This window comes from Chondromyces crocatus, assembly GCF_001189295.1.
In the GTDB taxonomy this organism is placed as follows: Bacteria; Myxococcota_A; Polyangia; order Polyangiales; family Polyangiaceae; genus Chondromyces; species Chondromyces crocatus.
Genome location: NZ_CP012159.1, coordinates 9,665,533 through 9,691,918 on the forward strand (window position 1 = coordinate 9,665,533; position 26,386 = coordinate 9,691,918).

Sequence of the window (26,386 nt, forward strand, 5' to 3'; positions counted from 1 at the left end):
GGGATCACTCCGCAGCAGGGCCGAGCGCGTCGGCAGGGACGTGGGAGAACAGGACGGTGGGCGGGCCCTGGAGCACGCCGAAGCGATCGGGGTGATGGCGGGCCACGGTGAGCGCCTTGCGCTGATCGCAGCGAAGCTCCGAGGCCACGACGTCGAGAGAGGCGATGCAGTCGCGCAGCAGGATGTCGTCGAGGTCGCGCAGCAGGCCGGCTTCCTCGCGCTCCGCTGGGCTCGTGCCGCGGCCTTCGAGCGTGTCACAGAGTTCCAGGAGGGCATCGTCGAGGGCTCTCACGAGCCAGCGGCCGACGGTGTCTTCGCGGATGGTCTCGCCCTCCGAGGAGAGATCGCCGGCGCGCGCATCCGAGAGGAGGGAGCGAAGGGCGTCGAGGGCGGCGAGGGCTTCCTCGCTGGGCTTCACGACACGAGCACCTCGCTGTTCGAGGGTGGTCAGGTACTGCCTCGTGCGGGTTGCCGTGCGGGAGATGCTCAAGCGTGGATCGCGCAGCAGGACGAGGCGCTGGGGTGGCAGCGAGGAGGTCGGCTTCGCGGTCGTGTCCACGAGGCGCTTGAGGCGCTGCGCGAGGCTGGTCAGGTTCGTCTCGTTGCAGATGGCGAGGTAGACGGGCTGCTGCGACGTGAGGCCGCCCTGGAGGGAAGGCAAGACGAGGTCGATGTCGACGGCTCGGGCACCACTGAAGGGGGCTCCGCGGAGGGCCCAGAGCATGGGGAGACCATGCAGGAGCGCCTCTCGGCTCGCCTCGGCGGTGCCTCGCTTGAGCGCTTCCTCCCGGTACTCGGCGAAGTGGTTCTCCAGGTCGCGTTCGAGCTTCTCGCCGCGCTCGTCCGAGCCCGAGGGACCGCTCGAAGGGACCGAGGCAGACGTCTTACGCGCCTCCTTTCCGGCGGCGACGTCGCCCTTCGCCACCTTACCGCCGGGAGCTTTGCCACTCGCCCCCTTGTCGCTCGATGGCTTGCCCTTCGCTGCCTTGTCGCTCGGTGCCTTGTCGCTCGACGGCTTGTCGCCCGCAGCCTTGTCGCTCGCAGATTTTCCTTTCGGCGCTTCACTCTCTGCCTGGGGTGACTCCACAGAACGCATCGACGACGGATCGGCGAGCTGCACGGCTGCACGGGTGGGTGGGTCGCCACGCTGGATCCGCTCGAACTCGGCGGCAGCATCCGCAAGGACACGGCGAGGGAGACGGAGCGGAGCGCTGGCGAGCTGGGCCACGAAGGCGTCGTCGAAGGGGTAGAAGCGCGCTCGACCCGCCTCCTTGCGGAGCTCCCGCAGCTCCGGGACGCTGTCGAGGCGCAGGAGAAGGAGCGCTCGGACCTGCTCGGGGGTGAGCGGTTCGAGCAGGGCGCGTCGCTTGAAGATGCGCTGGCGATCCGCCTCGCGCACGCTGTCGTTGAGGACGTCGAGGAACGCGCTCTGGATGCACGAGATCAGCAGGATGTTGTCGTCGGCGTCGGCGAGATCGGCCGCCACGCGCCCGAAGAGTTCGACGGCCTCCCCCACGCTGGCGCATCCGTCGAGCGCCTCGATCTGGTCGAAGCAGAAGACGATGGGCAAGGTATGGCCTGCCAGGCGGCACAGCTCGGTGACGATCAGCCGCGCCGCCTCTTCTCGGTTGTCGGGCTCGTCAGGGCTGAGGCCGAGGCGGTCCAGGGCGGTCTCGTGCAGGCTGTGGCCCCGGAGCCAGTCGAGGGCATGCTGCGCGTAGCGGTTGTGGACGAGGTGATCGATGACGGTGCAGAGGGCAGCGCTGAGGCGGAGGCGCTGCGCGACGTCCGCGAGGTACCCGGAGACCGAGTCGTCGTCGGTCTTGGTGAGCACGCGCAGGGTCATCGCCCAGTGTCTGAGCGAGTCCCCGTTCAAGTCGGCGAGCTGGTGCGCGACGAGGCGCTGAAGCTGGGTGAGGCCTTGCTCCTGGCGCATCAGATCGTCGGCGAGGAGGCGGCGCAGGAACTGCCAGAGGCTCGGCGCGTGCGCTTTGAGCTTGGCGGAGACGAAGACGCAGCGGAGGACGCGGTCCGGGGCGGCGCTGGAAGGCGCGCCGAGATGCCGCTGGAGCCGCGTGAGGAGGTGGGTCTTGCCCGCCCCCGCAGGGCCGAAGATGAGGACCGAGTCGGGGTTGCCGTCGGAGGCGTTCGCGAAGGCGCGCTCGCACTCCACGAAGGCCGCCTTGTGGATCGAGTCGACGTCCACGGGCGGCGGTGTCGTCCAGGCGTCGGCGACGACGGTCCTCCCGAAGGGGCTCCGCAGGTTCGCGAGGGGGTTCAATGGATCCTCCGGGGGGCGATGCCGAGGTAGTGGACGCCGTGGGTGTCGAGCACCAGCTCTTCACGTTCGGCTTCGGTCAGGCTCGCGGGGAAGTCGTGGTGATGCAGGACGACCCGGCCGCTCTCGGAGAGGCGGAGCACGGCCTCGTCGAAGCGCTGCTTGGGGAGGGTCTGGAGGGCGCGGAGGGTGCGGAGACTGAGGAGCGCTCCAGGGGGTTCGCGGGCGGCGAGCGCGGTGAGCGCGGCAAGGAGGATGGCCTCGTCTTCGACCGCGCGGTTCTCGCTGGCGGCGGAGGTGGCGATGGCGGCAGGGATCGCGACCGCGGCGAGGCTGGGGTTCCGCGGCGGCGACGCGAGGTGCGGCGGGTCGAGCCCGAGGGCGTGGCCGAGGGTGGCGTGGATGGCTGTTGCCGTCACGCCGTGGGCCGAGAGCTTCTTCTGGAGGGCGCGGAGGTCCTTCGTCAGCTTGGCGAGGTACGGGGCCGGGTCGGGCGGGAGGAGGCCGTAACGGATCTTCTTCTGGGTCCCCACCTTGGGGTGTTCACGCACCTCGCCTCGCGTGAGGAGCGAGGTGAACGCGACAGCCAGGCCTTTTTCGTAGCCAGGGGCGACGCGTTTGACGTGCTTCGTGAGGTCGTCCCTGGAGAGGGGTCCGTCGGCGAGGGCCGAGAGGACGGCGTCACGGAGTAAGGCCTCGGGCTCGCGTGCGCAGTACTTGAGCGACTTGCCCAGCTTGAGGGTGAAGAGGCGCCGCGTGCGCACCAGCTCGTCGAGTTGCCGGGTGATCTCGGAGGCGGGGCGTTGGTACGGCCTGGGGAGCGCCTTGCGTACCTCGGAGGTGGACACGGGCTTCGCTAAGCGCACCACGGTGTCGCGCAGCGCGAGCTGGAGGTCGACGTCTCGCTCGGGTTCTCGTGAAGTGTCCCCCTTCTTCACCTGCATTCGCCTCCGGAAGGTCGACGTTCGGCGGGCCCGGCTCCCGTGGAAGCCTCGGCGTGGCCTCGGACCCACTCCAGGCCACGCTACCGCAGAGCCACGGAGGCCTGCCAGTCGATCGATGCGACGGAGCCGGGGCGAAGGGACACACGCCCCGCCCTGGCTCGTCGTGAGGCCCAGGGTCAGGGCTCGGCGAGCAGCTGTCAGGGCTCGGCGAGCAGCTGATCGAGGGCGCGGTGGTCGGTCAGGTCGAGGCGCAAGGGGGTCACCGAGACCAGGCCTTCATCGACGGCCCACCGATCCGTGCCCGGCTCGGGGGCCTCGATGGGGACGGGGACGAACCAGAATTGCTCGCGGCCCATCGGGTCACGCGCGGGGACGACGCGGCCGTCGTAGTGGCGGACCGACTGGCAGGTCCAGCGCACGCCGCGAGGGCGCATGGGGAAGTTCACGTTGACGAGGGAGAGCTCGGGGCGGCCGAGCACCTCGCGGATGACGGTGTCGAGGTAGCTGCGGATGGACGAGTAGTCCGGGTCGTCGCCCGTCTCGGGGGCGCTGAAGGCGATGCCGCGAAACCCGAGGAGCGCGGCCTGCTTGGCGGCAGCGAGGGTGCCGGAGTGCCACATCGAGTTGCCCACGTTGAGGCCGAGGTTGATGCCGGAGAACACGATGTCGACGTGCTCCCAGAGGTGCGTGCCGAGGGCCACGCAGTCGGCGGGGGTGCCGTTCACGCGCCAGGCGTCGAAACGCCCGATGCGGGCGCGCCGCTGCAAGAGGGGACGCGAGGAGGTGATGGCGTGGGCCATCGAGGATTGCTCCACGTCGGGGGCCACGATGCGCACGTCGCCGAACCGGGTGGCTGCCTCGGCCAGCGCGCAGAGGCCCGGACTGAACACCCCGTCGTCGTTTGTCACGAGAATGCGCATCCCTCCCGGGAATGCACGGGGCCGGCCAAGGCCCACGTGGCCTGGCCGTGCGGGCGTGGAACAGACGGACACGAGAAGGGGCGGCCTGAAACGTGCCGTGGCGTCGAGGGTAGCCCCCATGAAAGCCATCTTGTTGCTGAACCCGGATGCTGGAAGCGCTGAGGACGAGCGGGTCCTCGTTCAGACCTTCGCCGAGATCGGCTGGAAGGTTCAGCGGACGCTGCACAAGAGCGTGCTGGACCATGGGCTGCGTCTCCAGGCTTCGGAGGAGGTGGTCATCGTCGCGGGGGGAGACGGGACGGTGACCCAGGTGGCGAAGCAGCTCGCCGGGACGAGCATCCCGCTGGCCGTCGTTCCCACCGGCACCGCGAACAACGTCGCTCGCTCGCTCGGGGTGGGGGTGGACGCGGAGGCGGCGATCCTCGCGCTCGCCAGGGCGGTGGAGCTTCAGGTGGATCTCGGGGTGAGCCACCAGGGCCGGAGCGAGGAGAGGTTCCTGGAGGGCTTCGGCGTGGGGCTCTTCGCGTATGTGATGGGGGAGCTGGCGACGAGCGATCACAAGGAGCTGCCGCGGGCGCGGGAGCTCATCGCGCGGGCCGTCAGGGAGTACTCACCCGGCGCGTTCCGGATCGTCGTCGACGGGGAGGATCTCTCGGGGGAGTACCTGCTCGCGGCGGTCATGAACATGTGCAGCGTCGGGCCGGCGCTCCGCATCGCGCCGGAGGCGAGGACCAACGATGGGTTGCTCGATGTGGTGCTGCTTCGGCCCGAGGCCAGGGAGCTGTTCCTGGAGCACCTGAGCCACGCCGACCACGAGGAGGAGATCACGCTGCCGCCCCACCATGCGCGGCGCGCTCAGCACGTGCGGGTGTGCAGCGAGAGGACGTGGTCGAACCTGGACGACAGCCCGCGGCCGCTCGTGGGGGACATCGACATCGAGGTGGACCCGGCCGCGGTGCTCTTCCTGGTGCCGCCCGCCGAGCACGGTGAGCGCCTGACGGCTTGACGTGGTGGCGCGCCGACGAGTGACGGCGCCCGGCGCGTCGTGGTCAGGAGCCCGCGCCGAACAGCTCGTCGTAGGCCTCGGGCTTGAAGCCGACGAGGACCTTGCTGCCGCGCACGAGCACCGGGCGTTTCACGAGCTTGCCGTCGGCGGCGAGCCAGGCCTCCACCTGCGCATCCGTCGCTGCGTCGACCTTGGCTTTGCCCATGGCGCGGTAGCTCTGGCCGCTGGTGTTGAGCCACTTGCGCACGGAGAGGCCGCTCTTCGGGATCCACGTCGCGAGTTCCTCGGGGGTGGGGGGTTCGTCGACGATGGGGCGGACGCGGTGGGCGACGCCGTGCTGTTCGAGCCACTGCAACGCCTTCTTGCAGGTGGTGCAGCCGGCGTACGACAGCACGAGGACCTCGTTCTTCTTCATCGCGTCGCGTTCTACCAGACGAGGGCCGGAGAGGCGGAGGGCTGAGCGTGGATTCGTCGATTCAGGCGGGGGACGCGAAGACGCGCGTCAGCAGGGATTCAGAAGCGAATCCACTCCGATGAGCGGCACATTTCGCCGTGACGGCGCAATGCGCTCGTCGAGTTCAGGGGCAGTACTGATCCGGCGAGCGGCACACGCCGTCGCCACAGCGGCAGGAGGTGTTGCCAGGGCAAGAGTCGCAAGGATCGACCGGCGGCCCGGCATCGACCCCCGTCACCGTGACGGTGGCGAGCTGATTGGTGTGGCCACTCCCGGCATAGAGCGTGAACTGGTACGAGTGGCCAATCTGGATCCAGGTCGCATTCGAGCAGCCGTTCGTGTAATGGCTTGCGAACAAGGTCTCCGGCGCGCCATCCATGCTCACCCAGACCTGGGAGTTGATGATGTTGGAGCTGGCGCAGATCCGGGTCGTTCCCAGGCTCCCCGTGGCGATGGGGACCTGAGCGGGCTGCGCGGTGAGCGTGCCCCGGGGGGTGGTATCGATGCATTCCGTCGCATTCGGCGTCGACCCGTAACGCCCATAAGGGCATGAGCCACAGATGATGCTGCAGTGGACGTCGGCGGCATAGCCTGGGGGACACCACGCCCAACGGTCGCAATAGAGGAGTTCGTCGCGCGATTCGCCGAGCGTCTCGGCGTCGGCGGCATCTTCTTCCTCGGGGGGAGTGGCAAGACACCCTCCCATGACGGCCGTGACGAGAGACACGAGGACACACGCCGACCATTTCGCCTGCTTCATGTTCACACTCGCTTTCCTTCGGACAGGGGTGACAGGGCGGTCGGGCCTGACCTGGTGCTGCAGCGCGCCCATCACCGATACGTCGAGAGAGGAGGGGCCGTCAACCACGAGTGAGATGGCGAACTTCTGGGGTCTCCTCGGGGTCGTGCGTCGTCTCGTCGATGCTCGTGTTCATCGTCGATGCTCGTGTTCATCGGCGCGGATGCACGCAGCTCGCGGCGCGAGCGAGGTGTCGCCTCGTCGCTCAGTGGCGACGTGGACGTCGACGCACGTCGCTCGACGCCGAGGTCCGGGGCTTCTTGCTGCGCGGGGTCGCCGTGGTCCTGGATGCGCGGGGCATCGAGGGCGAAGGAGGAGGCTCGAGGGTCGGTCGGCGGCGCGCCATCTCGCTGCTGGCGCTGACCAGGACCATGTCGATGACCTGGGCGAGCTGGGTGTCGGGGCAAGGTTCTGGGTGGAACAGGACGAGGTGCTGGATGGCGCCGAAGAGGACGTCGTGGACCAGCTCGATGTCCGTGTCGGGATGCAGCTCGCCCCGCGCGATCGCGCGCTGGTACATGGCCCTGGCCGTGAGCTCTTTCTCGGCGCGGATGTGCGCGGCGAGCTGCGCGAGTTCGGTGTGCTGGTCGGCGGCGAAGACCATGCGGATCACGCTTTTCAGCGCGGGGGACTCGGCGTCGTCCCGGAGCGCACTCACGTGCTGGAGCATGTCGGTCCGCAGGTCGCCGGTGTCCGGGACCATGGTCTGACAGCGCGCCACGCGCTCGAGCGCCGCCTTGACCAGATCGCGCTTGGTGGGCCAGCGGCGGTAGACGGTGGTCTTGTTCACGTCGGCGCGGGCGGCGACGGCCTCGATCGACAGGGTCTCGTAGCCCACACGCGAGAGCTCTTCGACGGTCGTGTCGAGGACCTTGTTGACGAGGCGTTCGCCGCGTACCTGCTTCACTGCAACGTCACCACACCCGCGCATCACGACGATCCTGATCCTGCCTACCCTACATCAGGGGCCTGTCGGCGTGATGGTGAAGCGGACGTCGGGGATGGTGATCCCGGGCCCGGTGATGCGCAGGGTGCCCTGGATCTCGGCGATGTTGCCGCCGACGACCGAGGTGACGGAGCCTTCGATCCAGGAGGCGTCGCCCACGCCGGTGGGGTTGATGGGGAGGGCCAGGGGCTGCATCAGGAAGCGGGCGCCGTCGAGGCGAGCCCACACGGGCTGGCGTTGCTGGTTGCCGAAGAGCTGGGGCTTCACGACGAGGGTGAGGCCGCCAGCGCGCGGGGTGGCGCTCGGTTCGAGGGCGAGGGGGATGGGGACGACCTGGCCGCCAGGGCCAGGGACCTCGACGATCATGGTCATGGCTTCGGGCCACGCGGCGGTGGCCGGGCGCGCGACGGTGAACTCGGTGACGCGCTCTCCCCAGAGGGCGCCGCCGGAGAGGAAGGGGAGGCCTTCGAGCACGCGGAAGCGGTAGGTGGCGCCCGGGTCGAGGGGGGCGTCGGGTACGAAGTCGAGGCGGTGGCCCGTGATCTCGACGCGGCCCGGGACGCGGAGGCCCTGCTCGTGCTCCAGGACGAGGTAGTCGGCGGCGACGTCGGCGGCGCTCTTGCCCTGGGTGTCGTCGATGGCGTCGGCGAAGGTGACCGCGGGGCGGACGTCGGCGTGGAGGGCGTCGTTGCTGTCGCGATCGGGCCAGATGCCGAGGGGAGCGGCGCCCTTGGGGGTCAGCTCGTAGAGGAACTGGAGGAGGTCGCTGCGCTGGTCGTCGGTGAGGGCGACGTTGACGTAGTCGAGGGCGACGTCGAGCGCGGCAGGGAGGCCGCGGGCCTGGCCGGCGACGAAGTAGATGCCGTGGCGGTAGACGCCGAGGAGGGTGGGGACGTCGGCGGGGACGCCGGACTTGCCGCGGTCGATGGTGTCGCGGCTGGTGTAGAGCGGTGGGGTGTGGCAGCCGACGCAGAGGGCTTCGCCTTCGAAGAGGGCTTTGCCACGCAAGGCGGCGTCGGTGTAGCTGCCGTCGAGGCGGGTCCAGCCGGTTTCGCGGGGAGCGCCGAGGAGGGAGCCGAGGAAGGCGCCGAGGCCTTCGGCTTCTTCGGGGGTGGCAGGGCGGCCGACGATGGAGCTGGGGCCCTGGTAGCCGAAGTTCTGGGTGCTGGAGACGTAGGCGCCCCATTCGAGGGGGGTGGTGGCGTCGAGGAGCTGGAGGGGGCGGACGTTGTGCCAGATGCTGGGGCCGAAGTTCCAGATCATGCCGCTGTTCTGGGCCTCGACGTGGCAGCTGGAGCAGGCGTGGTTGCCGGCGAAGCCGCCGCCAGGGCGGGTGAAGACGCGCTCGCCGAGGGCGACGGCCGGAGGGCGCGGGTCGTCGGTGAGCGGCACGGTGCCGCGGTCGGCGCCGGTGCTGTCGAGGAGGTTCACGGCGAAGTGCTGGTGGGCGTGGACGGCGAGGAGGTGGCCACCCGCGCCGTCGTCGAGGGCGACGAGCTGACGTGGGCCTGCACCGACGGCGGCGCGGGTTTGCTCTTCGAGGGTGACGCGGTCGAGGGCGACGACGAGGTCACTGGCCTCGGAGGCGACCCATACGCGGTCGTCGGTGACGAGGATGCCGGACGGGTTGACGACGGCGCCCGTGGAGCTGGGCTGGCGGGTGAGGTCGGCGCGACGGAGGACGGTGCCGAAGTCGGCGCGGGTGGGATCGGCGCCCACGACGACGACCTGGTGCACGAAGGGCTCGGCGGAAGGATCGGTCTGGGTGGGCTCGGGGTCGCCGTCGGTGGCGGCGACGTAGAGTTCGTCGCCTTCGGGGGAGAGGGCGAGGGCGCGGAGGTCGGCGGCGACGCCTTCGACGACGGTCTCGACGAGGCCGGTCTGGGTGTCGATGATCCAGATGTCCTGATCGTCGTCGGGGCCGTAGGTGCCGCGGGTGTCCTTGACGCGGTTGCCGGAGCGGTACGAGGCGACGTAGAGGTGGGCGCCATCCGACGAGACGACGATCGCGCGCGGGTCGAAGCCGACGTCGATGCGGCCGACGAGTTCACGCGCGGCCACGTCGACGATGGCGACGGCGCCCATGGTGGGAAGGGTGACGTAGAGGCGCGCGCCGTCGGGTGAGAGGGCGAGTCCGGTGGGCTCGTCGCCGACCCAGAGGGCGTCTTCGAGGACGAGGCGCTCGCGGTGGATGAAGCCGATGGTGTCGCTGCCTCGCTGGGCGACGAGGACGTGCTCGGCGCCCGGGTGATGCGCGATGGCGGCAGGCCAGGAGCCGACAGGAAGCTCGTGAGCCTTGGTCCAGTTCCCGGGGCCATCGGTGACGAGGCGGGTGACGGTGTAGGAAGCGCCGTTGGCGGTCCACAGCTCGCCGTCGACGCGCGCGGCGCCGAAGAGGGGCGAGAGGTAGTGGTTGCGGTAGCGGTCGGCGGGGGTGCGGGCGACGGTGGTGAGGCGGAGCTCGGTGCTGGCCTGGTCGTCGAGGCGGAAGAGGTACTCGCCGGCGACGTCAGGGGTGAAGCGGGGCTCGGGGGCGCCCTTTGCGTGGACGAGGTTCTGGCTGTTCTGGGGCGCCGAGGCGAGCTGCCAGGTGAGCTGGGCGCAGTCGGCGTCGTCGAGGACACGGGGGAGGTAGAAGGTCTCGCCGAGGGTGTGCGCGCGCGGGTTCTGGAGGGGGAGCGGGTCGGCGGCGCAGCTCTTGGGATCTTCGGGGTCGACCGAGCCGCCAGCGCCGGCACCGCTGGAGGTGGGGGGGCCTTTCGGCACGTCGTCGGAACACGCGCCAGCGAGGCTGGCGAGGCCGAAGGTGATGAAGGGGATCAAGAAAGCCGAGCGTGCTCCGCGATGCCTCATGCGTGCTGTCCGTTTCTGGTCAGGGGGGTTGGGCTGGGAGGATACGCAGCAGCCCCGGGCATTACAGGCTGGCGTCGCACAGCAATTGGGGATGAGGCGTTCCCCGAACGAGAGAATGGCGAGGTGACGAGGCGGGCGAGAGCGGGTGTGGGCCACGGGTCGAGGCACACAAAGAGGGCGAGAGGCTTCGCCCACGGGGCATTTTGCCCCAAGGGTCAGCCAGGCTTGAGGGCGTTCTTCAGTAGCCACCCATAACGGCGCGCTCTCTTGTTGTTGCCTTCTGGATACTCGATATAGCCGTAGTACCAGGAGATCTTCTTGGAGGTGGCCTTGCCGCTCTTGTAGATGCGGGTCTGCTTCTTGTAGGCGACGAGGCGGTGGAAGCGTGAATCCACGGGGAAGGCGTCCATGGCAACGCCGCCGGCGCCCGGGATGGCGAAGAGGAAGTTCACGCAGCGCAGGAAGGGGGGCAAGCCAGGGCTGCGGGCGAGGTAATCACGCACGGCCATGTTCCCCTCCCCCCGGACGGCATTGCTGATCCGCGCGTTGGGAAACATCGTCTTCTTGCCGATGGGTTTGTCGCGCAGCGAGGCGATGGTCTCCTTGGTCATTCTCTCGGCTGCGCCCGTCTTCCTCGCATTTCCCGCAGACCACCATTCACTCTTCGACCATTTCACCTCATCGAGGTTGGCAATGCGCATGGCGACCGTCTTGCCGGGTTTGCGTCGCCTGGCCTCGATCTCGCTCATGCATTTCCGGATGCAGTCGAAGCGGGCGGTGCGCTTGGCGCTCTTCTTGACGGCGCTCTTCGGAACCCACGCGGAGATGGCGAAGGCCTTGTTCTTGACGGGTCCGTAGAGCTTCTCGAACTCCGGGGTGGAGGTGAGCCATGCGGCGCGCACCTTGATGGTGGTGGCGAATGCGTAGACGTACTGGATCGAGCGATTGGAAGGATTCGCCTTGCGACTCGCCGGGTCCTTGGTGACCTTGCCGAGGTCGAACTTGGGCATCTTCTTGACCTGCCCGTAGTTGATGCGGAGGCCTCGCTTCAAGGCGCCACTGGAGAGCGTGCCGAGGAGGTTGCCAGCACCGTCGAGCACGGGGATCTTGGTGCCCTGGAGCGGGAAGTAGGACCTGGGGTCAGCCTCTTTCTTGTTCTTCCACTTCTTTTTCGAACTCGGATCGATCATGCGGTTACCACCCGTGACCGTCTTGTTTTCGATGCCCGGAAGCGCAGCGCTGAGGTTCGCGAGGGCCCGGGCTTTCTTGCCCGGATCACAGCAGCGCGGGGGATGACTCACCGGAAGCTCCTGGGGCGCGGTTCACGCCCGATGCGGACCGTGCGGAGTCCTTCGACGAGCTTTCCTCCCTCGGTGCGATCTCCCCGACGAGCGGCGGGCTTGCCGGCGATCAGGACCGTGGGGCACCCCTCGACGATGAGGTCGTCGCGAGGGCCGGTGCATGCGGCGGTGTCTCCGACGCGAGCCGCAAGGGCTTCGCCGATGAGGACCGTGGTGCAGCCAGAGCTGACAGGACCACCGCGGTGGGGAGATGGCTGGGTTTCCCGGCAAACGTGTCGATCACCGACTCGGGCAGCTGCAGGCATGATCTTCCTCGCGGCTCAGGCGTCGTCGCTCTCGTCGTCGTCGCTCTCGTCGTCGTCGTCGCTCTCGTCGTCGTCGTCGCTCTCGTCGTCGTCGTCGCTCTCGTCGTCGTCGTCGCCGTCCGCTGGCTCCTCACCGAGAAGGACTTCGAGACCCTCCTCTGCGAACCGAAGCTCGTCTTCGTGACGGTAAACGACGCGCCGAATGGCATCCTCCCGAGCGTCGTCGTCCCAGGCGCTGCCGAGGCATTTGACCGAGCCCGTGGCGCCCGGGTCCAGGGTGTCCTCGCCAGCGCGCCAGAGACCATAAGCGACCTTTCTGGCAGCGAGGTCGGGCTGGAGGGCCAGGGTCGCTCGTAGCGTCTCGTCCGCCTCGCGGACGAAGCGAAACATCTCGAAGCCGGCAGCGTCGGCGATGCGCTCGGCGAGGACGGTCTCGTGTTTTCGGTGGCGCTTGCTCATGACGCTCCGAAGGTGCTGGCGAACCAGGTGGCGCCTTGCTCGAGGGCCTCGGCGTCGGCAGGTTCGAGGCCGTAGGGCGCCTTGCCGCCCCACAGACCGTTGCCCGGATCACCCCGCTCCGGGTCCTTGCCGACGCGGGTCTCGTAGCGCTGGCCTTCCTGGCGGAGGATGGCGCCCAGCGGGAGGCCGGCCGCGCTGGAGACGGCGCCGGCGTGGAAGAAGTGGAACGTGCGCCAGGCGTCGCCGCGGCCGAGGAAGTCCCAGGCACCGCCGGGCGTGAGCAGCTCGCCGATGCCACCGGGTCGGTCGGGGTCGAAGCTCGCGGCGTCGGCGGCGTCGTCGAGGCTGGCGACGAGGTCGACGTCGGCAGGGAGGGCGATGGGGAGTCGTCCGACGTCGGGCTCGTCGCCGAGGGGTTCGGCGTCGGCGGGGTTGATCCGGACGAAGGGGCCGCCCTGGAGCACCACGTCGCCCTGCGCGGTCTCGATGTGGATCTCGGTCCCGGCTTCGATGCGGAGGGTGGTGGTGCCGCGCACGGAGACGGTCCGCGCGGTGACGTCGATGGCGCCCTCGGCGACGAGGCGGGCGTCCGGGCCGTCGAGTTCCAGGCTGGCCGCGCCGGTGGTCAGGCGGATGTTGCCCTGGGTCATGTCGATGCTGGTGGTCCCGCCCGCCACGGCGGCGGTGAAGCGGGCGCCGACCTCGACGACGTCCGTGCTCCCGACGCGCGCGCCGCGGTTGCCAGCGACGGCGATGGTCTCGTCGGCGAGGACGGCCTTGTCGCGGTTGCCGTCGATGCGGAGGCGGTCGTTGGCCCGGACGAGGGTCTCCCGGTCGCGCTCGGCCCGGAGGTACACCAGCTCGCGGCCCTGGGCGTCCTCGAAGGAGAGTTCGTTGAAGCCCTCACCGCCCGGGAGGGTCGAGGTACGAAGGCCCGTCTTGGTGGCGTTCTGGGGCAAGGGATAGGGGTGGGGCGAGGAGCCGTCGAAGAGCCGGCCGACGATGACGGGGCGGTCGGGGTCGCCGTCGAGGAAGCCGACGAGGACGCCCTGGCCGACGCGAGGGATGGCAACGAGGCCGAGGCCGGAGCCCGCCCAGCCGTGGGCGACGCGCACCCAGCAGGTGCTGCGCTCGCCGGGGGGGCGGCGATCCCAGAGCATCTCGACGCGGACGCGGCCGTGCGCGTCGACATGGACCTCCTGGCCGGCCGGGCCGGTGACGCGCGCGGTCTGGACGCCACGGACGAGGGGGCGAGGGATGGTGGGCGGGGGCAGGTAGGCGTTTCGCGCGTCGACGGCGTCGACACGAACGGCGAGGCCACGCTCGGGGCCAGCGTCGAGGTGCACGGCGGTGACGAGAAGGGGATGGGCGACGTCGCGGAGACGAAGCACGGCGCCCGCATGGATCGCCGCGACGTTGGTGTGGAAGGTGAAGGTCGCGGCGCCAGCGCGAAGGGCAGCGAGGCGGCGCTCGGCGACGCGCTGGCCACGGGTGGCGTCGCTGCGGGCGCCTGGGGCGAGCTGAGGGCTGTCCGTGGGTGGGGGGGCGTCGACGAAGAAGGCGCCGAGCTCCTGCGCGTAGGTGGGGAGCGGGGCGTGCGGGGCCTCGGCGCTGACGTGGGCCACGAGTTCGACGTCGGCGCGGAGCGCGAAGTCGTGGTCACGCAGGGAGAGGGCCGTGGGGGCCAGGGCGTGGCACGAGCTGAGCTGGGCGTAGGCAGGGCCCTCGGCGTCGGCGAGCCGCGCGGCGTGGGCGAGGTCGAGGAGGGGCTCGCGGAGGTTCGGGGCGTCGTCGAGGACGATGCGGTCCGGTCCCTCGGGAGAAGGTTCCAGGAGGAGGGAGATGCCTTCTTCTTCGAGGATGCGTCGCAGGAAGTCGAGCTGCGTCTCGGCGTACTGGACGCGGTACTCGTGCGGCGGGTGCGCGCTCTCGTCGCAACGCACGACGGGCTCGAGGTTCCAGTCGGCGAGCAGCTCGCTGGCGATCTGGAGGACGGTGCGGTGCTCGAAGATGCGGAGGTCGGCCCGGTGCGCGAGAGGCGCGAGTGTGGGGCCGAGGGTGACCACGAGGACCTGGTCGTCTTCCGTGGAGGCGCGGAGCTCGATGCGGGCGACGATGCCACGGATCGTGCGCTCGCCGCCGGGCGCCTGGACGACGAGGCTCACAGGCTGACCGAGGAGCTGTTCGGGCGGTGGTGCGCCACGCGCCGAGGTCTCGACGACGGCACTGAAGCCAGCGCCGATCCGGTCCGTGAGGGAGAGGCGAAGGGCGGCGAGGTCGAGGCCGTGCTGCGGAAAAAGGAGCGCAACGGTCACGCGGTCATCCTTTCGTCGTCGGAAAGGTCAGCGTACCGCAGGGGGGGGAGAAGGGGATAGCGCGAGGGGATGACGCTCAGCCGTCGTAGCCCAGGTCCCGGAGCACCGCCTGGAGGCGGGCATCCGCGACGGCCCGCGCGGTCTCCAGCTCCCGCAAGCGGGCGATGGCCGCTCCCAGGTTCGGCCGGAGGGGCTCGTTGGGCTCGCTGGCGTCGACGTAGCGGCTGATGTTCAGGAAGTGCTGGTCGGCGATGTCACGGAGCGCGATCACCTGGGCGTAACGGGGGACGTCGGAGAACGCGCGAAATGCCTGCACGATGCGGTCGATGTCCTCGGGGCGGAGGCGGTTGCGGGCCGGGCGCTCCTCGTAGTGGCGCGAGGCGTCGATGAAGAGGATCTTGCCCTTGCGCTCGGCCCGCTTGGCGCGGTTCAAGACGAGGACGGCGGCGGGGATGCCGGTGCCGTAGAAGAGGTTGGGAGGGAGGCCGATGACGGCCTCGAAGAGGTCTTCGGCGAGGAGCTGGCGCCGGATGTCCGCCTCGACACCGCCTCGGAAGAGGACCCCGTGCGGGACGACGATGATCGCCTGCCCTCGCACATCCAGGGTGGCGACGATGTGCTGGATGAAGGCGAAGTCGCCGTTGGCGCGCTGGGGAACGCCGTGCCGGAAACGATCGTGGGGGTCACAGAGCGCGACCTCCTGGCCCCACCGCGCGAGGGAGAAGGGCGGGTTGGCGAGTACCCGGTCGAAGCGGAGGAGGCGCCCGCGCTCGTCGATCAGGCGGGGGTCACGGATGGTGTCGCCCTTCTCGATGCGGTCGTGGAGTCGCCCCTGGAGGAGCAGGTTCATCGTGCAGATGGACCACGTGGCGAGGTTGCGCTCCTGGCCGTGGAGACGAAGCGCGCTGGCATCGCCCCCGTTGCGGGTGACGTACCGGGCACACCCGAGGAGCATGCCGCCGGAGCCGCAGGTCGGATCGCAGATGCGCATCTTCGCCTCCGGGTTGCAGAGGGCGACGACGAGGTCGACGACCTGGGTGGGCGTGCGGAACTCTCCTGCCTTCTTGCCCGCGTCGTCGGCGAACCGTTCGACCAGGTACTCGTAGGCCTTCCCGAGCACGTCGGGCTCCGAGAGCGAGGCGTCGCCCAGATCCAGCTCGGAAAAATGTCGGAGAAGACGTGACAGCAGTGCGTCACGGTTCTTCGCATCACCCAGGCGGCGCGCATCGTTGAAGTCGAGGCCGGCGAGGACGCCTCGAAGCCTGGGGTTCTCGTCTTCGAGGGCGATGCACGCCGTGTTGAGCGCTTCCCCGGGAGAGGCCGCGGAGCGAAGGACCTCCCAGCGTGCGCAGGGCGGGACGAAGAAGGTGGCGCGGGGGCGCTCTTCATCGAAGTGATCGGAGAGGCGCTTGAGGAAGAGCAGCGCGAAGACGTAGAGCTTGTAATCGCCCGCGTCGATCGCGCCGCGCAGCAACTCGGCCGAGCCCCACAGGTGGCGCTGCAGCTCGTCGGGTGTGAGATCCTTCCGGTTCGGAGGCATGACGGCCCGCGGAGGGTACGTCATGCGCGATGCCCGAGGGGAGAGCCCATTCAGCAGAATTGCGTGTCACGCTCGCCGTGACAGGACGAAGTGACGTGCGTCGGCTAAGCTGTGACGAATTCGGTGCAAATGCGGAGCGCTAAGAGCAAGAAGCGAGAAGATCTGGGACGGCTACAAAGCATCGTGAGCCCGTCCAGGCCGTGGCTGGTGATCGCCCTCGTGGTCCAGGGATTTGCGTTCGCGGCGATGGCGTTGCTGGTCGTGACGTTCCTGCTCGCCGATAGAAGAGAGTGGCCGCAGATGCTGTCGGACTGGTCCCTGTGGCTGGTCCCCTTCATCCTGCTCGTGACGAGCGAGCTGCTCCGGCGCACCACGAGCCGACGGCTGGTGATCGTTCACGAGCAGGGGGTGACGTTCCCTGAAGGGCGAGGCTCGCGCTCCGTTCGGTGGGAAGCGATCGAGCGGGTGGTGCAAGAGCCTGCGTCGCTCCGCCTGAAGCTGCGTGAGGGGGGAGAGATCGATCTGCCCGCCGCCGTCGCGAAGAGCCCAGCGGTACGAGAGGCCCTGCGTGCCGGGGTGAACGATCCGAAGCCGGGGTGAGCCGCCCACAGGTCGGCCCACCACCCCGCGCTCCGTTCGGGGCTCAGGTCGGGGGACGTGAGAAGCGCCGCCAGGCTTCCGGCAGTGGCCCCCCCAGCAAACGCTCCGCGCCGGCCTGATCCAGGATGGCGAAGACGAATTCGCCGCTGAGGGTGTCCACACCGCCCTGAGCCAGGCGGACCGCGACGTGGGCCACGCGGGAGGTGTGACGGGTGATGCTGCCGCGGCCTTCGACCTCGACGCCGATCCGCACGGGACCGTGGAGCCGTACCTGGAGCGAGGCCGTGAACCCGAAGCGATCCAGGAGGCCGATGACGGCCCACGCCGCGACCTCGTCGGCGAGGGTGGTCACGAGCCCGCCATGCATGATGCCCGGAGGCCCCTGGTACTGCTCGCCGGGGGTGAAGCGGGTGACCACCTCGTCGCCCTCTCGAACGAAACGAAGATGAAAGCCAATGGGATGATCCGGGTTACAGCCGAAGCAGGGCTGGTCTGGACCGAATGGGTTGGGTTCGAGATCGGCCATGGGTTGCGCGTTCCTCGACTCCCTGTTAAGAGATTCGCGCGTCACAACGCAAGGCTTGGACCGAGGTACAGCGAAGTGAAGTTCAGCTCCTGAATCTGGCCTGCAGGCCGCCGCCGACCCTGAAAGGCTCTGCCTTTCTGGTCGCTGGGCCGCCTGCTCCACCGTGGCATCAGGCACGACGAGGGTCGTGCCCTGCACGTCGATTCAGGAGCTTGAATGTCGTCGATTCGTCTTTCTCGGGTCTCATTTGCCTATTCCGATCTCACGCCCATTCTGGTGGAGGTCGACCTGCACCTCACGACCGAATGGGTTGGCCTGGTTGGTCCCAATGGTGCGGGGAAAACGACGCTCTTGCGCCTCCTCACCGGGGAGCTGAAGCCCGACGAGGGCACGCTCCGCAGGGAGCCGGCGGGTGCGCGGGTCAGCCTCTGCCCGCAGCGCGTGGAGCACGCGACGCCCGACATCCTTGCGTTCGCCGAGGAGCAGGGGGGTGAAGCGCGACGACTCCGCGCTGCCCTCTCCCTGGATCCCGCGACGATGGAGCGGTGGAGCACCCTGTCCCCCGGCGAGCGCAAGCGCTGGCAGATCGGCGCGGCGCTCGTCTTCGAGCCCGATCTGTTGCTGCTCGACGAGCCGACGAACCACATCGACGCGGAGGCCCGCGCGCTGCTCGTCGCGACCTTGCGGGAGTTCCAGGGGATCGGGGTGTGCGTCTCGCACGACCGGGTCCTGCTCGATGAGCTCACCAGCACGACCATCCGGGTCGAGAAGGGGACCGCGCGCGCCCATCCGGGCGGCTACAGCGCCGCGAAGTCGCTCTGGGAGGCAGAGGTGCGCTCGCTGACCGAGGCGCATCAGCGCGCACGAGGAGAAGAGAAAAAGCTGCGGCGTCAGCTCGGAGACGCGCGGCGCGATCACGACGCCGCGACGGCGAACCGCAGCACCCGCAAGCGCGCGAAGGGACCGCGTGACCACGACGCACGCGGCATGCTGGCCAAGGTGGTGGCCGAGTGGGGAGAGAAAACGGCCGGGCGGCAGGTGACGCTGCTCCGACGCCAGCTCGAGGAGGCGCAGGCGGCGTCGTCGGCCATCCATGTCGAGAAGGAGCGAGGGAGGAGCGTCTTCGTGGACTACCAGCGCGCTCCATCTCCCTGGCTGTTCGTGCTCGATGCGCCGGAGATCCGGGCCGGCGGGAGCGCGGGCAAGCGCGTGCTCGGCGAGGTCAGGCTCTCGGTCGGGCGGGAGGACCGGATCCGCATCGAGGGCCCGAACGGAGGGGGGAAGACCACCCTGGTGGCTGCGCTGCTGGAGGCGTCACGGATCCCTCTGGAGAAGGTGCTTTATGTGCCTCAGGAGCTGGGGGAAGAAGCAGAGAGCGCGCTGGCCGACGAGGCACGGGCGCTGGACCCGGCCACGCGGGGGCGGGTGATGTCGCTGGTGGCCGCGCTCGGCGTGGATCCGGGGAGGCTCCTCGGGTCGGCGCGGCCTTCCCCGGGGGAGGCAAGGAAGCTCATGATCGCGCTGGGCCTGGGGCGCCACGTCTGGGCCGTGGTGCTCGACGAGCCCACGAACCACCTGGATCTCCCCTCCATCGAGCGGCTGGAGAAGGCGCTCGCCGAGTACCCGGGCGCGCTGATCCTGGTCACCCATGATGCCGCGTTCGCGCAGGCATGCACGCGAACGCGCTGGCGTGTGGAGGGGGGTGACGTCCAGGTGTCGGGAGACGTCGCGTGAGGCCAGCGCGCCTGGGCGGGAGCGCTCACTCCCGCAGGGGGAGCGCTTCGATGACGCTCGCACGGAGCTGCCCCGTGAAGAGTGCCGTCATCAGCACGGACCGGAGCTCGAGCAGCGCCTCTTGCCAGGACTGCTCCAGCTCCAGACGCTGATCGAACGTCGTCAGCGCGTGGCCCAGCGCGCGCTGGAGCTCGCGCGGTGGGACGGCGAAGCGGACGGGATACAGGTGGTGGTGGTTGATCTGGGGAATGCCGGCGTCGTAGGCGAAGCTGGACAGGCCGCGATGCTGGAGCAGCTCGGCGAAGTAGTGGGGATCGAGCAAGGGGCCGGGAGCGAGGACCATGAGGTTGGGGTCCACCGCGGCGTCCCGCAGAAGCACACGGACGCGGTTCTTCGCGATCGCGCCGCCACGCTTGGGAAACACCAGGTGCCCGGGTGCGAAGGTGCGAATGCTGGGATGCTCTTTCGCCCGGAAGCGAAGCGAGGCGGTGCGAACTCCCCATCGGTTCTCCGGGTGGGCGAGGTCTTCCACCTTGAGGAACAGGGTGTCGCCGCAAGGGTCGACCTGCACGGCGGATGGCGAGTATCCCCCTCCGAGGGAGAAAAGCTCGTCCCCCCGTCGCTGGGGATGGGTAGGCGCGAAGAGTTCATGGGCGAGCGCCGAGCGGACCTCGCGCAGCTGCGCTTCCAGTGCTTGCGCCGCAGCGATGGCGCCATCGACCCGGGCGAGGATCCTCGCGATCCGGGCCTGCTCCGGGAGACCTGGAACCGCGACGAGCACCTCGGCCCAGGCGGCGGCAGGGACGCGGAGCCGGCCGGAGGTCCCGACGAGACGCGCGATGAGAAGGGCTCGAACGCCTTCCCACTTGAGAAGGTAGTACAGGAACTCCGGGGTGGTGAGCCGCGGACACAGCACCGTCAGCTCCGTGGATCCAAAGCCCACTTCGCCAGCCGGGAGGCCATCGACCAGAGCAGCTTTGCCGTTCTCCAGGCTGGGGCTGATGCGCGCGATCAAGACATCGCCGTTCTGGAAACGCGAACCACTCCCCTGGTACGTGCGCGCGCCGAGCGCTCCCAGTCGAGGGAGGACGGCATCCACCGCTGCCATGTCCGCGAAAGGCGCGCTCGCCCCTCGCTGCAAGGACCGGGGTGGATTGACCTCTGCCACGTTGGAGAGAGGGGTTGCAGTCCACCCGGGGGGCAGCACGCATGCACGCCCTGGATTCGTCGTCGTCACGTTCTGCTGTTGGGGGGTCAGTCAGGTTCGACGCGGACCGTCAGCGCGGACCGCCGCTTTCTTCGCGCTCGCGGCCTTCTTCGCGCCTGCGACCTTCTTCGCACTCGCCGCCTTCTTCGCCCCCGGCACCGTCTTCGTGCCTGCTGCGCTCTTCGTACCTGTGGCCTTCTTGGCTGCCGCGGATGACCCCACGACCTTCCCTCGGGTGCCTCCAGACGTCGTCGCTCTTCCCTCGTCGCGACGCGTACGTCCACCGCTGGAGGTCGCAGTGGTGCTCGCTGCGCCGTTCGTCCCCTTCGGGTTCCGGGCCCAGATCTTCTCGATGGTCTCCACGGCGTCCGATGTCTTGCAGGCCGTATCGCCGTGATCGACCTCGACCTTCCCGATGCGCACCGCCGCGGCGAGCGCCAGCTCACGGAGCGCCGGGCTGCGACCACCGATCCGGATCAGCGCCTGGTTCATCGTCTCGCGGGTGCGGTTCTTCACGCCATGAATCGTCGCTTCAATCTCCTGGATCCGGCCCGCGAAGTAGTCATCGGGAAAGGAGGACTCACCCGCGGCGAGTTGACCCAGCAACACCCACCCAGCTCGGCCGATGAATTCGTCTCTCGACGCGCACCAGCGCTCCACTGCCTCCCGGGCGTAGGCGGACTTCGACACGACGTCTCTGGAGCAGAGGTCGATGAGCGTCGGGAAGGTGATCCCCTTCAGCCACGCTTCCGCTTCGGCCAGCGTGGACTGCGCTGGATCGGCAATCATCGTGGCCAAGGTGCGCGCATCGGAGTTGCCCGTGGCCCAGAGTTGCCGAGCCAGCGCGTGATCGGTCTTGATGCGCTTCTTGAGCATCCCCAGGTGGGCGAAGCTCACGCCGAACACGTTGTCTCCCGAGCCGTGCCGCTTGTACGTCTTGCGGGTTTGTTCGCTGCCGAGCCGCTCGAGTTCGGCCATCAGATCGTCGATGTTCATGGGGATCGCAGGGAGCGACTTTATCGTGATTGCTGCGCATCGTGCAAAAGGCTCAACGCGGAAACGGCCCATTTCCCGGGTCGGCGCCCATGCCTTACGTCCAGTCGTGTCGACTTTCCTCGATACGAGCGAACTCAGTTTTCCGCGGCTGGAATGACGAAGACTTCGGCACCACCGCCGGCCGCCACGAGGACGCTCAGCGTGTCAATCGGTGGGCTCGAGGATTCACTGCAGGGAACATCCGCGGCCAATCGGCTCAGATTCGGGGAAAGATCCGTGAGCAGCGCCACCAGCTCCGTCGCTGAAACGACGCCACGCATCAGCGCTTGGGGTGGGCCGTGACCAGAGAGAGCACGGAAAAGCAGTAGCTCCGGGCCGGGATGACCAAGGCGGCGCTGCAAGGCGATCGCCAACAGATACCCACTGGGTTCGCGCACCGTGATCAGGTACGCGACGATCACTTTGTCAGGCTGCTCGCAGCGAGCCTTCTGAATCATGCGCAGCAGTGCAGGTCGCTCTGCCGCGAGCAATGCAATTCGCTCGGCTTGACTCATCTGAACACCACCCGTGAATGCAGAGGGAGATCCTCCTTCTCTTATTCCGGGGAGCCCCCCTGGTTTTGCATTCGAACTGCATGGGACCTCCCCAGGATCGTGACGAGATTTCGCGCCAAGTCTGACGAGCGCACGTAACGTGCGCGCGATGCATGAACGCTCGCAGGTGTGTGCGGAGATCTTGGCCGTTGGCCAGCGGGCTGCGCCGACCTGAGGTGGCGCGTCGCGGACGGCCTGGAGGGGCACCGCTCGAAGGGGAAGACCACGGCTGCTGGACGTCGCAGAGCGCCGTTTCCCCCAGGAAGGACGGGTCAGAAGCGCGAACGACGCTCCCCTCTGGACCCCGTCGCGGAGTTGCCGCATCGTCCGGCAAACCACCGCGCGGTGGTCGACGGTATGCCTCCTCTCTCTCCTGCCCTCGCGAGCCTGCTGGATCGGCCCGACGCCGAGCGTCGGCTCGGGCCGTTCCTGCTGCTGGAGCCCCTCGGGCGTGGAGGCTTCGCTCCTGTCTGGCTGGCGCAGGAGGTGTACGGCGGCACGGCGCTACGGACCGCCGCGGTGAAGCTGTTCTCGCTCGACCCCAGCCCGGACAGCATGCGACAGAGCGACACCTCGACGTCAGGACGGACCCGCATCGTCGAGGAGGCACGCGCGCTCTGTCAGGTGGAGCACCCGAACGTGGTCCGCTTCTATGCGCTGCCCATCGACGAGCCGCTGGGGGTCATGGGACTGGCCATGGAGCATGTGGCCGGCACGTCGCTCGATGCGCGCCTCGCCGCGGAAGATCGGCTCCTGCCCGGGGATGTGCTGGCGATTGGTGCGGCCGTGGCCTCGGCCCTCAGCGCCGTGCACCGCGCAGGGCTCGTGCACCGGGACGTCAAGCCGAGCAACATCGTCGAGGCGAACGGGGTGGTGAAGCTCATCGACTTCGGCATCGCGGCCGCAGAGTGGACGCATGGCGTGACGACGGAGGAGCGGAGGATCGGCGAGGCGGACATGGCGTTCGCCGTCGCCGTGGAGCTGGGCGAGGCGCTCCCTGATCCGGACCGGACGTTGCAGTTCGCCGGCATGCAGTCGGGCACGCTGGGATACATGGACCCAGCGAGCCTCGGCCGAGACGCGTCCCCGATGCCCACTCGGGATCTGTATGCGCTCGGCGCGATGCTCTACGAGTGCCTGACGGGGCTCGTGCCAGCGGCCGCGAAGACGGGGCGGATGGAGCCGGCAGTGCTCACGGGCCTCGCGGCGCCACCCCCCGTGAAGGCGCTGGCGCCAGAGACGCCGGAGGCCCTCGCGAAGCTGGTGGATGCACTGGTCTCGATCGAGCGCGACGCCCGGCCCCGCTCCGCGGAGCAGGTGGCCATCCAGCTGGAGCACATCCGGCGCGAGCTGGCAGGAAAAGCGCGCGCGCTGCCGCCCGAGCGAGAAGGTCCCTTCCGGGGGCTGGGCCGCTTCGAAGGGCGAGATCGCGACGTGTTCTTCGGGCGAACCCGCGAGGTCGCCGCCGCGCTGGAGGTGCTGCGCGGCCGAGGTCTGCTGGCGCTGGTCGGGCCCTCGGGCAGCGGAAAGAGCAGCCTCGCGCGCGCAGGGGTGTTGCCCGCCCTCGCGGAGGGCGCGCTCGGAGGTTGGCCCTCCCGCTGGGACACGGTGACGGTCGAGCCGGGACGGGACCCGCGGATGGCGCTCGGGGCCGCGCTCGCGCCGCTCGTGGGGGACGCGGTGAACCAGGGCCCCGAGGCGGTGGTGGCGGCGCTGGCCGAGCGCGCGCAGGTCGAGGATCGAGGCACGGTGCTGCTCGTCGATCAGCTCGAGGAGCTGTCGACCGTCGCCGAGAAGTCCAGCAGGGACTGGGCAGCGCGGCTCGTCGAGCAACTGGGGGAGCAGGTACTGCCCGGCGTCCGGGTCGTCGTCGCCGCGCGGCGTGATCTGCTCGATCCCCTGCTCGGGATCGCCCCGCTCGGCCGGGGGTTGCCGCGCGGGCTGCTGCTCGTGGAGCCCGTCAGCGCCATCGAGTGGAGCGAGATCGTCGATCAGGCGCTCGCTGCCTACGGCTACGCCTTCGAGGACGAGCGGCTGAGGGAGGAGGTGCTCGCCGCACTCGGGCAGGCGGCGGACGCGATGCCGCTCGCGCAGTTCGCGCTCGGCGCGCTCTGGGAGAAGCGTGACAGGGAGGCACGGCGGATCACGCGGGCCGGTCTCCTGGCGATCGGCGGCGTCTCGGGCGCCCTGGAGCGACACGCCGAGGCGACGTTGCTCGCGCTCTCGGCGTCACGGCCGGAGACGCTGGAGACGGCGCGCCAGGTGCTCCTCTCCCTGACGACGGCGGAGGGAACGCGCGCGGCGCGGGGCCGGGACGAGCTCTCCGAACTCGCGGGTCCCGAGGCGCTCGGCGTGGTCGAGGCCCTGGAAGCGGCGCGCCTCGTGGTGCCCGGCGAGGAGGGGCTCACCCTCGCGCACGAGGCGCTGCTGGCGCAGTGGGCGAGGCTGCGCGGGTGGGTCGCCGAGGCCCGCGAGGAGCGGCTGTTCGCCGAGGAGCTGGAGCGAGACGCCGCCCGGTGGCATGCGCACCCCGAGGTCGTCGCCCTGTGGCAACGGCGGCGGCTGACCATGGCTGGCGAGCTGCGGAAACACCCGGGCCTCGGGCTCTCCGAGCGCGCGTTCGCCTTCCTGCGCGCCAGCCAGCGGGCAGAGCGCCGGACGAGGCTCGTGGCCAGCGTGGCCGCCACAGTGGCCGTCGTGGGCTTGCTGGGCGTCGGGGCGGCCTATGTGCGGGCGGTGCGCGCCGAAGAAGCGGCGGTGCGCTCCATGCTCACACGCGATCAGGAGAACCTGCGCCTCGCCGAGCAGCAGAACTTGCGCCTGGAGGAGGCCCAGGAGCGCATCAACACCCTCATCGCCCAGCTCAACCGCGAGGACGAGAGCGCCCGCAAGCGCGAGATCCTCCGCGAGATCCAGGCCGTGCAGGAGGAGGTGGCCAGTCCCCACGTCGCCTCCCCCAGGGTCGTGCTGGCCGACCGCTTCCTCCCCCGGGGAAGAACGCAGCGCCCGCAGGACGTCGCGCCTGCCCCCATCTCCCCACCGAGCGCCGAGCCCTTCCCCGCGCCCCAGCCCCCTCAGCCCGCCGCAGCCCCAGCCCCCTCCCCTGCCCCGGCCCCTGGGCCTCTCGCGCCGGTCAGTACCTGGTGAACGAAGGCCTCCCCTCGCTCCCGCGAACGACGGCCTGCAGGCGAAGCGTGCGCCCGCGCTCCGCCGCGCACCTCATCACGTCGCTCCTGGCCCTGCTCGTGGTGGCGTCCCCGCGCGCCGCCCTCGCTCAGACGTCGTCCCGAGCCGACGTCCAGCTCTCCCCCGCGGAGCGCCTGGAGCAGGCGAAGATCCTCTTCCGACGCGGAAACGCGCTGCTCACGGCGGGTGACGAGCAAGGCGCTCTCGAACACTTCCTCCGCTCCCGCGAGCTGGTCCCCTCGTACCAGAACACGCGCAACGCCGCGAGCTGCCTGGACAACCTCGGCCGACCCGACGAGGCGCTCGACATGTACGAGTCCCTGCTCGACGGGTTCGGCGACCAGCTCGGCGACGCGGACCGAGATCAGCTCACGGCCCGCATGAGGGAGCTGCTCGCCCGCACCGCCCGCGTCTTCATCATCGCCAACGTCGAGGGCACCGTCTTCGTCGACGACAGGCCGCGTGGCACCCTCCCGCTGAAGCGCTTCCTCAGGCTCTCCGCCGGGTGGCGCAACATCCGGGTCTCGCAGAGAGGCTACCGCTCCTTCACGACGACCGCCGACGTCCAGCCGAACGTCGACATGCTCATCGAGGCCTCGCTGGGACCGCTCGAACAGGAGACCTCCCTCCCCCACCGAGATCCACGCGAACCAGCGCATGCGATGCCAGGCTGGTTCTTGCAAGCCCACGGCGGGTACGTCGTCGGGCCCAGCCTCGGCAGCAACGCCGAGGTGGCCGTCCAGCGGACGTGCGCTGGCGTCGCCTGCCCTGGCGCCGCTGGCGTCCACCTCGGCCTGCGCCTCGGTTACCTGACGAGCTTCGGCCTCGGCATCGAGATCAGCGCCGGCTACCTCGACCTGTCCTCGACCTTCCAGCGCACGATCGCAATCCCTCGACCCAAGCAGCCCGCCTCGGTGCTGGCCACGTACACGCTCGACCACGAGCTGCTCCTGCGCGGCTCCTATGCGGGCGCAGGCCTGAGCTACCGCCTCCCGATCGGGTGGAGGCTCTCGGGGCTCGGGCGCATGACCGCGATGCTCGCTTCCGCGCAGTCCGCGGACCGTGTGAGTGGCATCGGGCGCAGCGCGAACCTCGACGAAGAGGCTCCCCTGGTGGTCGAGGATCGCGACCAGGTGCTCCGCTCGGCCCCGGTGCTCCTCAGCCCCGAGATCGGGGTGGAGGCCGCATGGGGACGCCTGCGCCTCGCCCTCTCGATCGCGGCGCTCATCCTCCCCTCGCAGGGACCCCGGTTCAGCGGTCGCAGGGTGGGGGTGGACGCGACCTGCCCCGGGCCAGGCGTCAACAGCGTCGAGCGCCTCGCCTGCATGCCCGACTCGAACGCGCTCAGCAGGGAGCCCGCCTACGGCGCTTTCCTGCTCTGGACGCCCCAGCTCGCCGTCGCCGCCACCTTCTGAGCCGTCTTC

General features: G+C 69.6%; 21 protein-coding genes. 5 read left to right on the forward strand and 16 right to left on the reverse strand.

The window, feature by feature from the left end:
- Positions 1-4: 4 nt before the first annotated feature.
- The 3 genes from CMC5_RS34945 to surE form a co-directional block, all read right to left on the reverse strand.
- The gene (locus CMC5_RS34945) at positions 5-2,281 is read right to left on the reverse strand and encodes an ATP-binding protein (RefSeq protein ID WP_050434459.1); all 2,277 of its coding nucleotides are present in this window, start codon (positions 2,279-2,281) and stop codon (positions 5-7) included.
- On the reverse strand, positions 2,278-3,216 hold the full coding sequence (locus tag CMC5_RS34950) for a hypothetical protein (protein WP_156339087.1): 939 nt from the start codon (positions 3,214-3,216) through the stop codon (positions 2,278-2,280). The genes CMC5_RS34945 and CMC5_RS34950 overlap by 4 nt, the downstream gene beginning before the upstream one ends.
- Positions 3,217-3,419: 203 nt before the next feature.
- A complete protein-coding gene (gene surE / locus CMC5_RS34955) occupies positions 3,420-4,142 on the reverse strand; it encodes a 5'/3'-nucleotidase SurE (protein ID WP_050434461.1) in 723 nt (240 codons plus the stop codon).
- 118 nt (positions 4,143-4,260) lie between these two features.
- Here surE and CMC5_RS34960 point away from each other — a divergent pair, with 118 nt between their 5' ends.
- The gene (locus CMC5_RS34960) at positions 4,261-5,148 is read left to right on the forward strand and encodes a diacylglycerol/lipid kinase family protein (RefSeq protein WP_050434462.1); all 888 of its coding nucleotides are present in this window, start codon (positions 4,261-4,263) and stop codon (positions 5,146-5,148) included.
- Between the two features lie 43 nt (positions 5,149-5,191).
- On the opposite strand, the gene CMC5_RS34965 is transcribed toward CMC5_RS34960, so the two are convergent.
- From CMC5_RS34965 to CMC5_RS35005, 9 genes are all read right to left on the reverse strand, one after another.
- Entirely contained in the window at positions 5,192-5,563 is a 372-nt protein-coding gene (locus CMC5_RS34965; RefSeq protein ID WP_050434463.1) for an arsenate reductase family protein, read from the reverse strand.
- A gap of 163 nt (positions 5,564-5,726) precedes the next feature.
- Positions 5,727-6,362 (reverse strand): hypothetical protein, encoded by a 636-nt coding sequence (locus CMC5_RS34970; protein WP_156339088.1) that lies wholly within the window; start codon positions 6,360-6,362, stop codon positions 5,727-5,729.
- 244 nt (positions 6,363-6,606) lie between these two features.
- On the reverse strand, positions 6,607-7,332 hold the full coding sequence (locus CMC5_RS34975; protein ID WP_082363070.1) for a TetR/AcrR family transcriptional regulator: 726 nt from the start codon (positions 7,330-7,332) through the stop codon (positions 6,607-6,609).
- Positions 7,333-7,362: 30 nt separating this feature from the next.
- Positions 7,363-10,170, reverse strand: coding sequence for a YncE family protein (locus tag CMC5_RS34980; protein WP_050434466.1), 2,808 nt, complete (start codon positions 10,168-10,170; stop codon positions 7,363-7,365).
- A 245-nt stretch (positions 10,171-10,415) separates the two neighbouring features.
- Complete coding sequence (locus tag CMC5_RS34985) at positions 10,416-11,501, reverse strand: hypothetical protein (protein WP_050434467.1); 1,086 nt, start codon at positions 11,499-11,501, stop codon at positions 10,416-10,418.
- Positions 11,498-11,806, reverse strand: coding sequence for a PAAR domain-containing protein (locus CMC5_RS49030; RefSeq protein WP_050434468.1), 309 nt, complete (start codon positions 11,804-11,806; stop codon positions 11,498-11,500). The genes CMC5_RS34985 and CMC5_RS49030 overlap by 4 nt, the downstream gene beginning before the upstream one ends.
- A 15-nt stretch (positions 11,807-11,821) precedes the next feature.
- Positions 11,822-12,265: a hypothetical protein gene (locus CMC5_RS34995; protein ID WP_050434469.1), complete on the reverse strand. Its 444-nt coding sequence runs from the start codon at positions 12,263-12,265 to the stop codon at positions 11,822-11,824.
- Positions 12,262-14,580: a type VI secretion system Vgr family protein gene (locus CMC5_RS35000; protein ID WP_050434470.1), complete on the reverse strand. Its 2,319-nt coding sequence runs from the start codon at positions 14,578-14,580 to the stop codon at positions 12,262-12,264. The genes CMC5_RS34995 and CMC5_RS35000 overlap by 4 nt, the downstream gene beginning before the upstream one ends.
- Before the next feature lie 76 nt (positions 14,581-14,656).
- Positions 14,657-16,144 carry a type I restriction-modification system subunit M gene (locus CMC5_RS35005; RefSeq protein ID WP_218920134.1) on the reverse strand — a complete coding sequence of 496 codons (1,488 nt, stop codon included), beginning with the start codon at positions 16,142-16,144 and terminating at the stop codon, positions 14,657-14,659.
- 159 nt (positions 16,145-16,303) lie between these two features.
- On the opposite strand from CMC5_RS35005, the gene CMC5_RS35010 reads away from it, so the two are divergent.
- Positions 16,304-16,720 carry a PH domain-containing protein gene (locus tag CMC5_RS35010; protein WP_169796751.1) on the forward strand — a complete coding sequence of 139 codons (417 nt, stop codon included), beginning with the start codon at positions 16,304-16,306 and terminating at the stop codon, positions 16,718-16,720.
- A 43-nt stretch (positions 16,721-16,763) separates the two neighbouring features.
- Here CMC5_RS35010 and CMC5_RS35015 read toward each other — a convergent pair whose 3' ends face one another.
- Complete coding sequence (locus CMC5_RS35015) at positions 16,764-17,246, reverse strand: PaaI family thioesterase (RefSeq protein ID WP_050434473.1); 483 nt, start codon at positions 17,244-17,246, stop codon at positions 16,764-16,766.
- 216 nt (positions 17,247-17,462) lie between these two features.
- On the opposite strand from CMC5_RS35015, the gene CMC5_RS35020 reads away from it, so the two are divergent.
- Entirely contained in the window at positions 17,463-18,980 is a 1,518-nt protein-coding gene (locus tag CMC5_RS35020) for an ATP-binding cassette domain-containing protein (RefSeq protein ID WP_050434474.1), read from the forward strand.
- Positions 18,981-19,005: 25 nt separating this feature from the next.
- Here CMC5_RS35020 and CMC5_RS35025 read toward each other — a convergent pair whose 3' ends face one another.
- The 3 genes from CMC5_RS35025 to CMC5_RS35035 form a co-directional block, all read right to left on the reverse strand.
- Positions 19,006-20,217 (reverse strand): restriction endonuclease subunit S, encoded by a 1,212-nt coding sequence (locus tag CMC5_RS35025; protein WP_156339090.1) that lies wholly within the window; start codon positions 20,215-20,217, stop codon positions 19,006-19,008.
- A 21-nt stretch (positions 20,218-20,238) separates the two neighbouring features.
- Positions 20,239-21,183, reverse strand: a complete 945-nt coding sequence (locus CMC5_RS35030; protein WP_050434476.1) for a DNA alkylation repair protein — start codon at positions 21,181-21,183, stop codon at positions 20,239-20,241.
- A gap of 134 nt (positions 21,184-21,317) precedes the next feature.
- Positions 21,318-21,737 (reverse strand): hypothetical protein, encoded by a 420-nt coding sequence (locus tag CMC5_RS35035; RefSeq protein WP_156339091.1) that lies wholly within the window; start codon positions 21,735-21,737, stop codon positions 21,318-21,320.
- Positions 21,738-22,133: 396 nt separating this feature from the next.
- Between CMC5_RS35035 and CMC5_RS35040 the strand changes: the two genes are divergently transcribed.
- Positions 22,134-24,923 carry an nSTAND1 domain-containing NTPase gene (locus CMC5_RS35040; protein WP_050434478.1) on the forward strand — a complete coding sequence of 930 codons (2,790 nt, stop codon included), beginning with the start codon at positions 22,134-22,136 and terminating at the stop codon, positions 24,921-24,923.
- Positions 24,924-24,970: 47 nt separating this feature from the next.
- On the forward strand, positions 24,971-26,377 hold the full coding sequence (locus CMC5_RS35045) for a tetratricopeptide repeat protein (protein WP_156339092.1): 1,407 nt from the start codon (positions 24,971-24,973) through the stop codon (positions 26,375-26,377).
- Positions 26,378-26,386: the final 9 nt, after the last annotated feature.

Coding starts and splice junctions, on each gene's coding strand:
- surE (WP_050434461.1), bottom strand. CDS start 4,142: ATGCGCATTCTCGTGACAAACGACGACGGGGTGTTCAGTCCGGGCCTC.
- CMC5_RS34960 (WP_050434462.1), top strand. CDS start 4,261: ATGAAAGCCATCTTGTTGCTGAACCCGGATGCTGGAAGCGCTGAGGAC.
- CMC5_RS34965 (WP_050434463.1), bottom strand. CDS start 5,563: ATGAAGAAGAACGAGGTCCTCGTGCTGTCGTACGCCGGCTGCACCACC.
- CMC5_RS34970 (WP_156339088.1), bottom strand. CDS start 6,362: ATGAAGCAGGCGAAATGGTCGGCGTGTGTCCTCGTGTCTCTCGTCACG.
- CMC5_RS34975 (WP_082363070.1), bottom strand. CDS start 7,332: ATGCGCGGGTGTGGTGACGTTGCAGTGAAGCAGGTACGCGGCGAACGC.
- CMC5_RS49030 (WP_050434468.1), bottom strand. CDS start 11,806: ATGCCTGCAGCTGCCCGAGTCGGTGATCGACACGTTTGCCGGGAAACC.
- CMC5_RS34995 (WP_050434469.1), bottom strand. CDS start 12,265: ATGAGCAAGCGCCACCGAAAACACGAGACCGTCCTCGCCGAGCGCATC.
- CMC5_RS35005 (WP_218920134.1), bottom strand. CDS start 16,144: ATGACGTACCCTCCGCGGGCCGTCATGCCTCCGAACCGGAAGGATCTC.
- CMC5_RS35015 (WP_050434473.1), bottom strand. CDS start 17,246: ATGGCCGATCTCGAACCCAACCCATTCGGTCCAGACCAGCCCTGCTTC.
- CMC5_RS35020 (WP_050434474.1), top strand. CDS start 17,463: ATGTCGTCGATTCGTCTTTCTCGGGTCTCATTTGCCTATTCCGATCTC.
- CMC5_RS35030 (WP_050434476.1), bottom strand. CDS start 21,183: ATGAACATCGACGATCTGATGGCCGAACTCGAGCGGCTCGGCAGCGAA.
- CMC5_RS35035 (WP_156339091.1), bottom strand. CDS start 21,737: ATGAGTCAAGCCGAGCGAATTGCATTGCTCGCGGCAGAGCGACCTGCA.
- CMC5_RS35040 (WP_050434478.1), top strand. CDS start 22,134: ATGCCTCCTCTCTCTCCTGCCCTCGCGAGCCTGCTGGATCGGCCCGAC.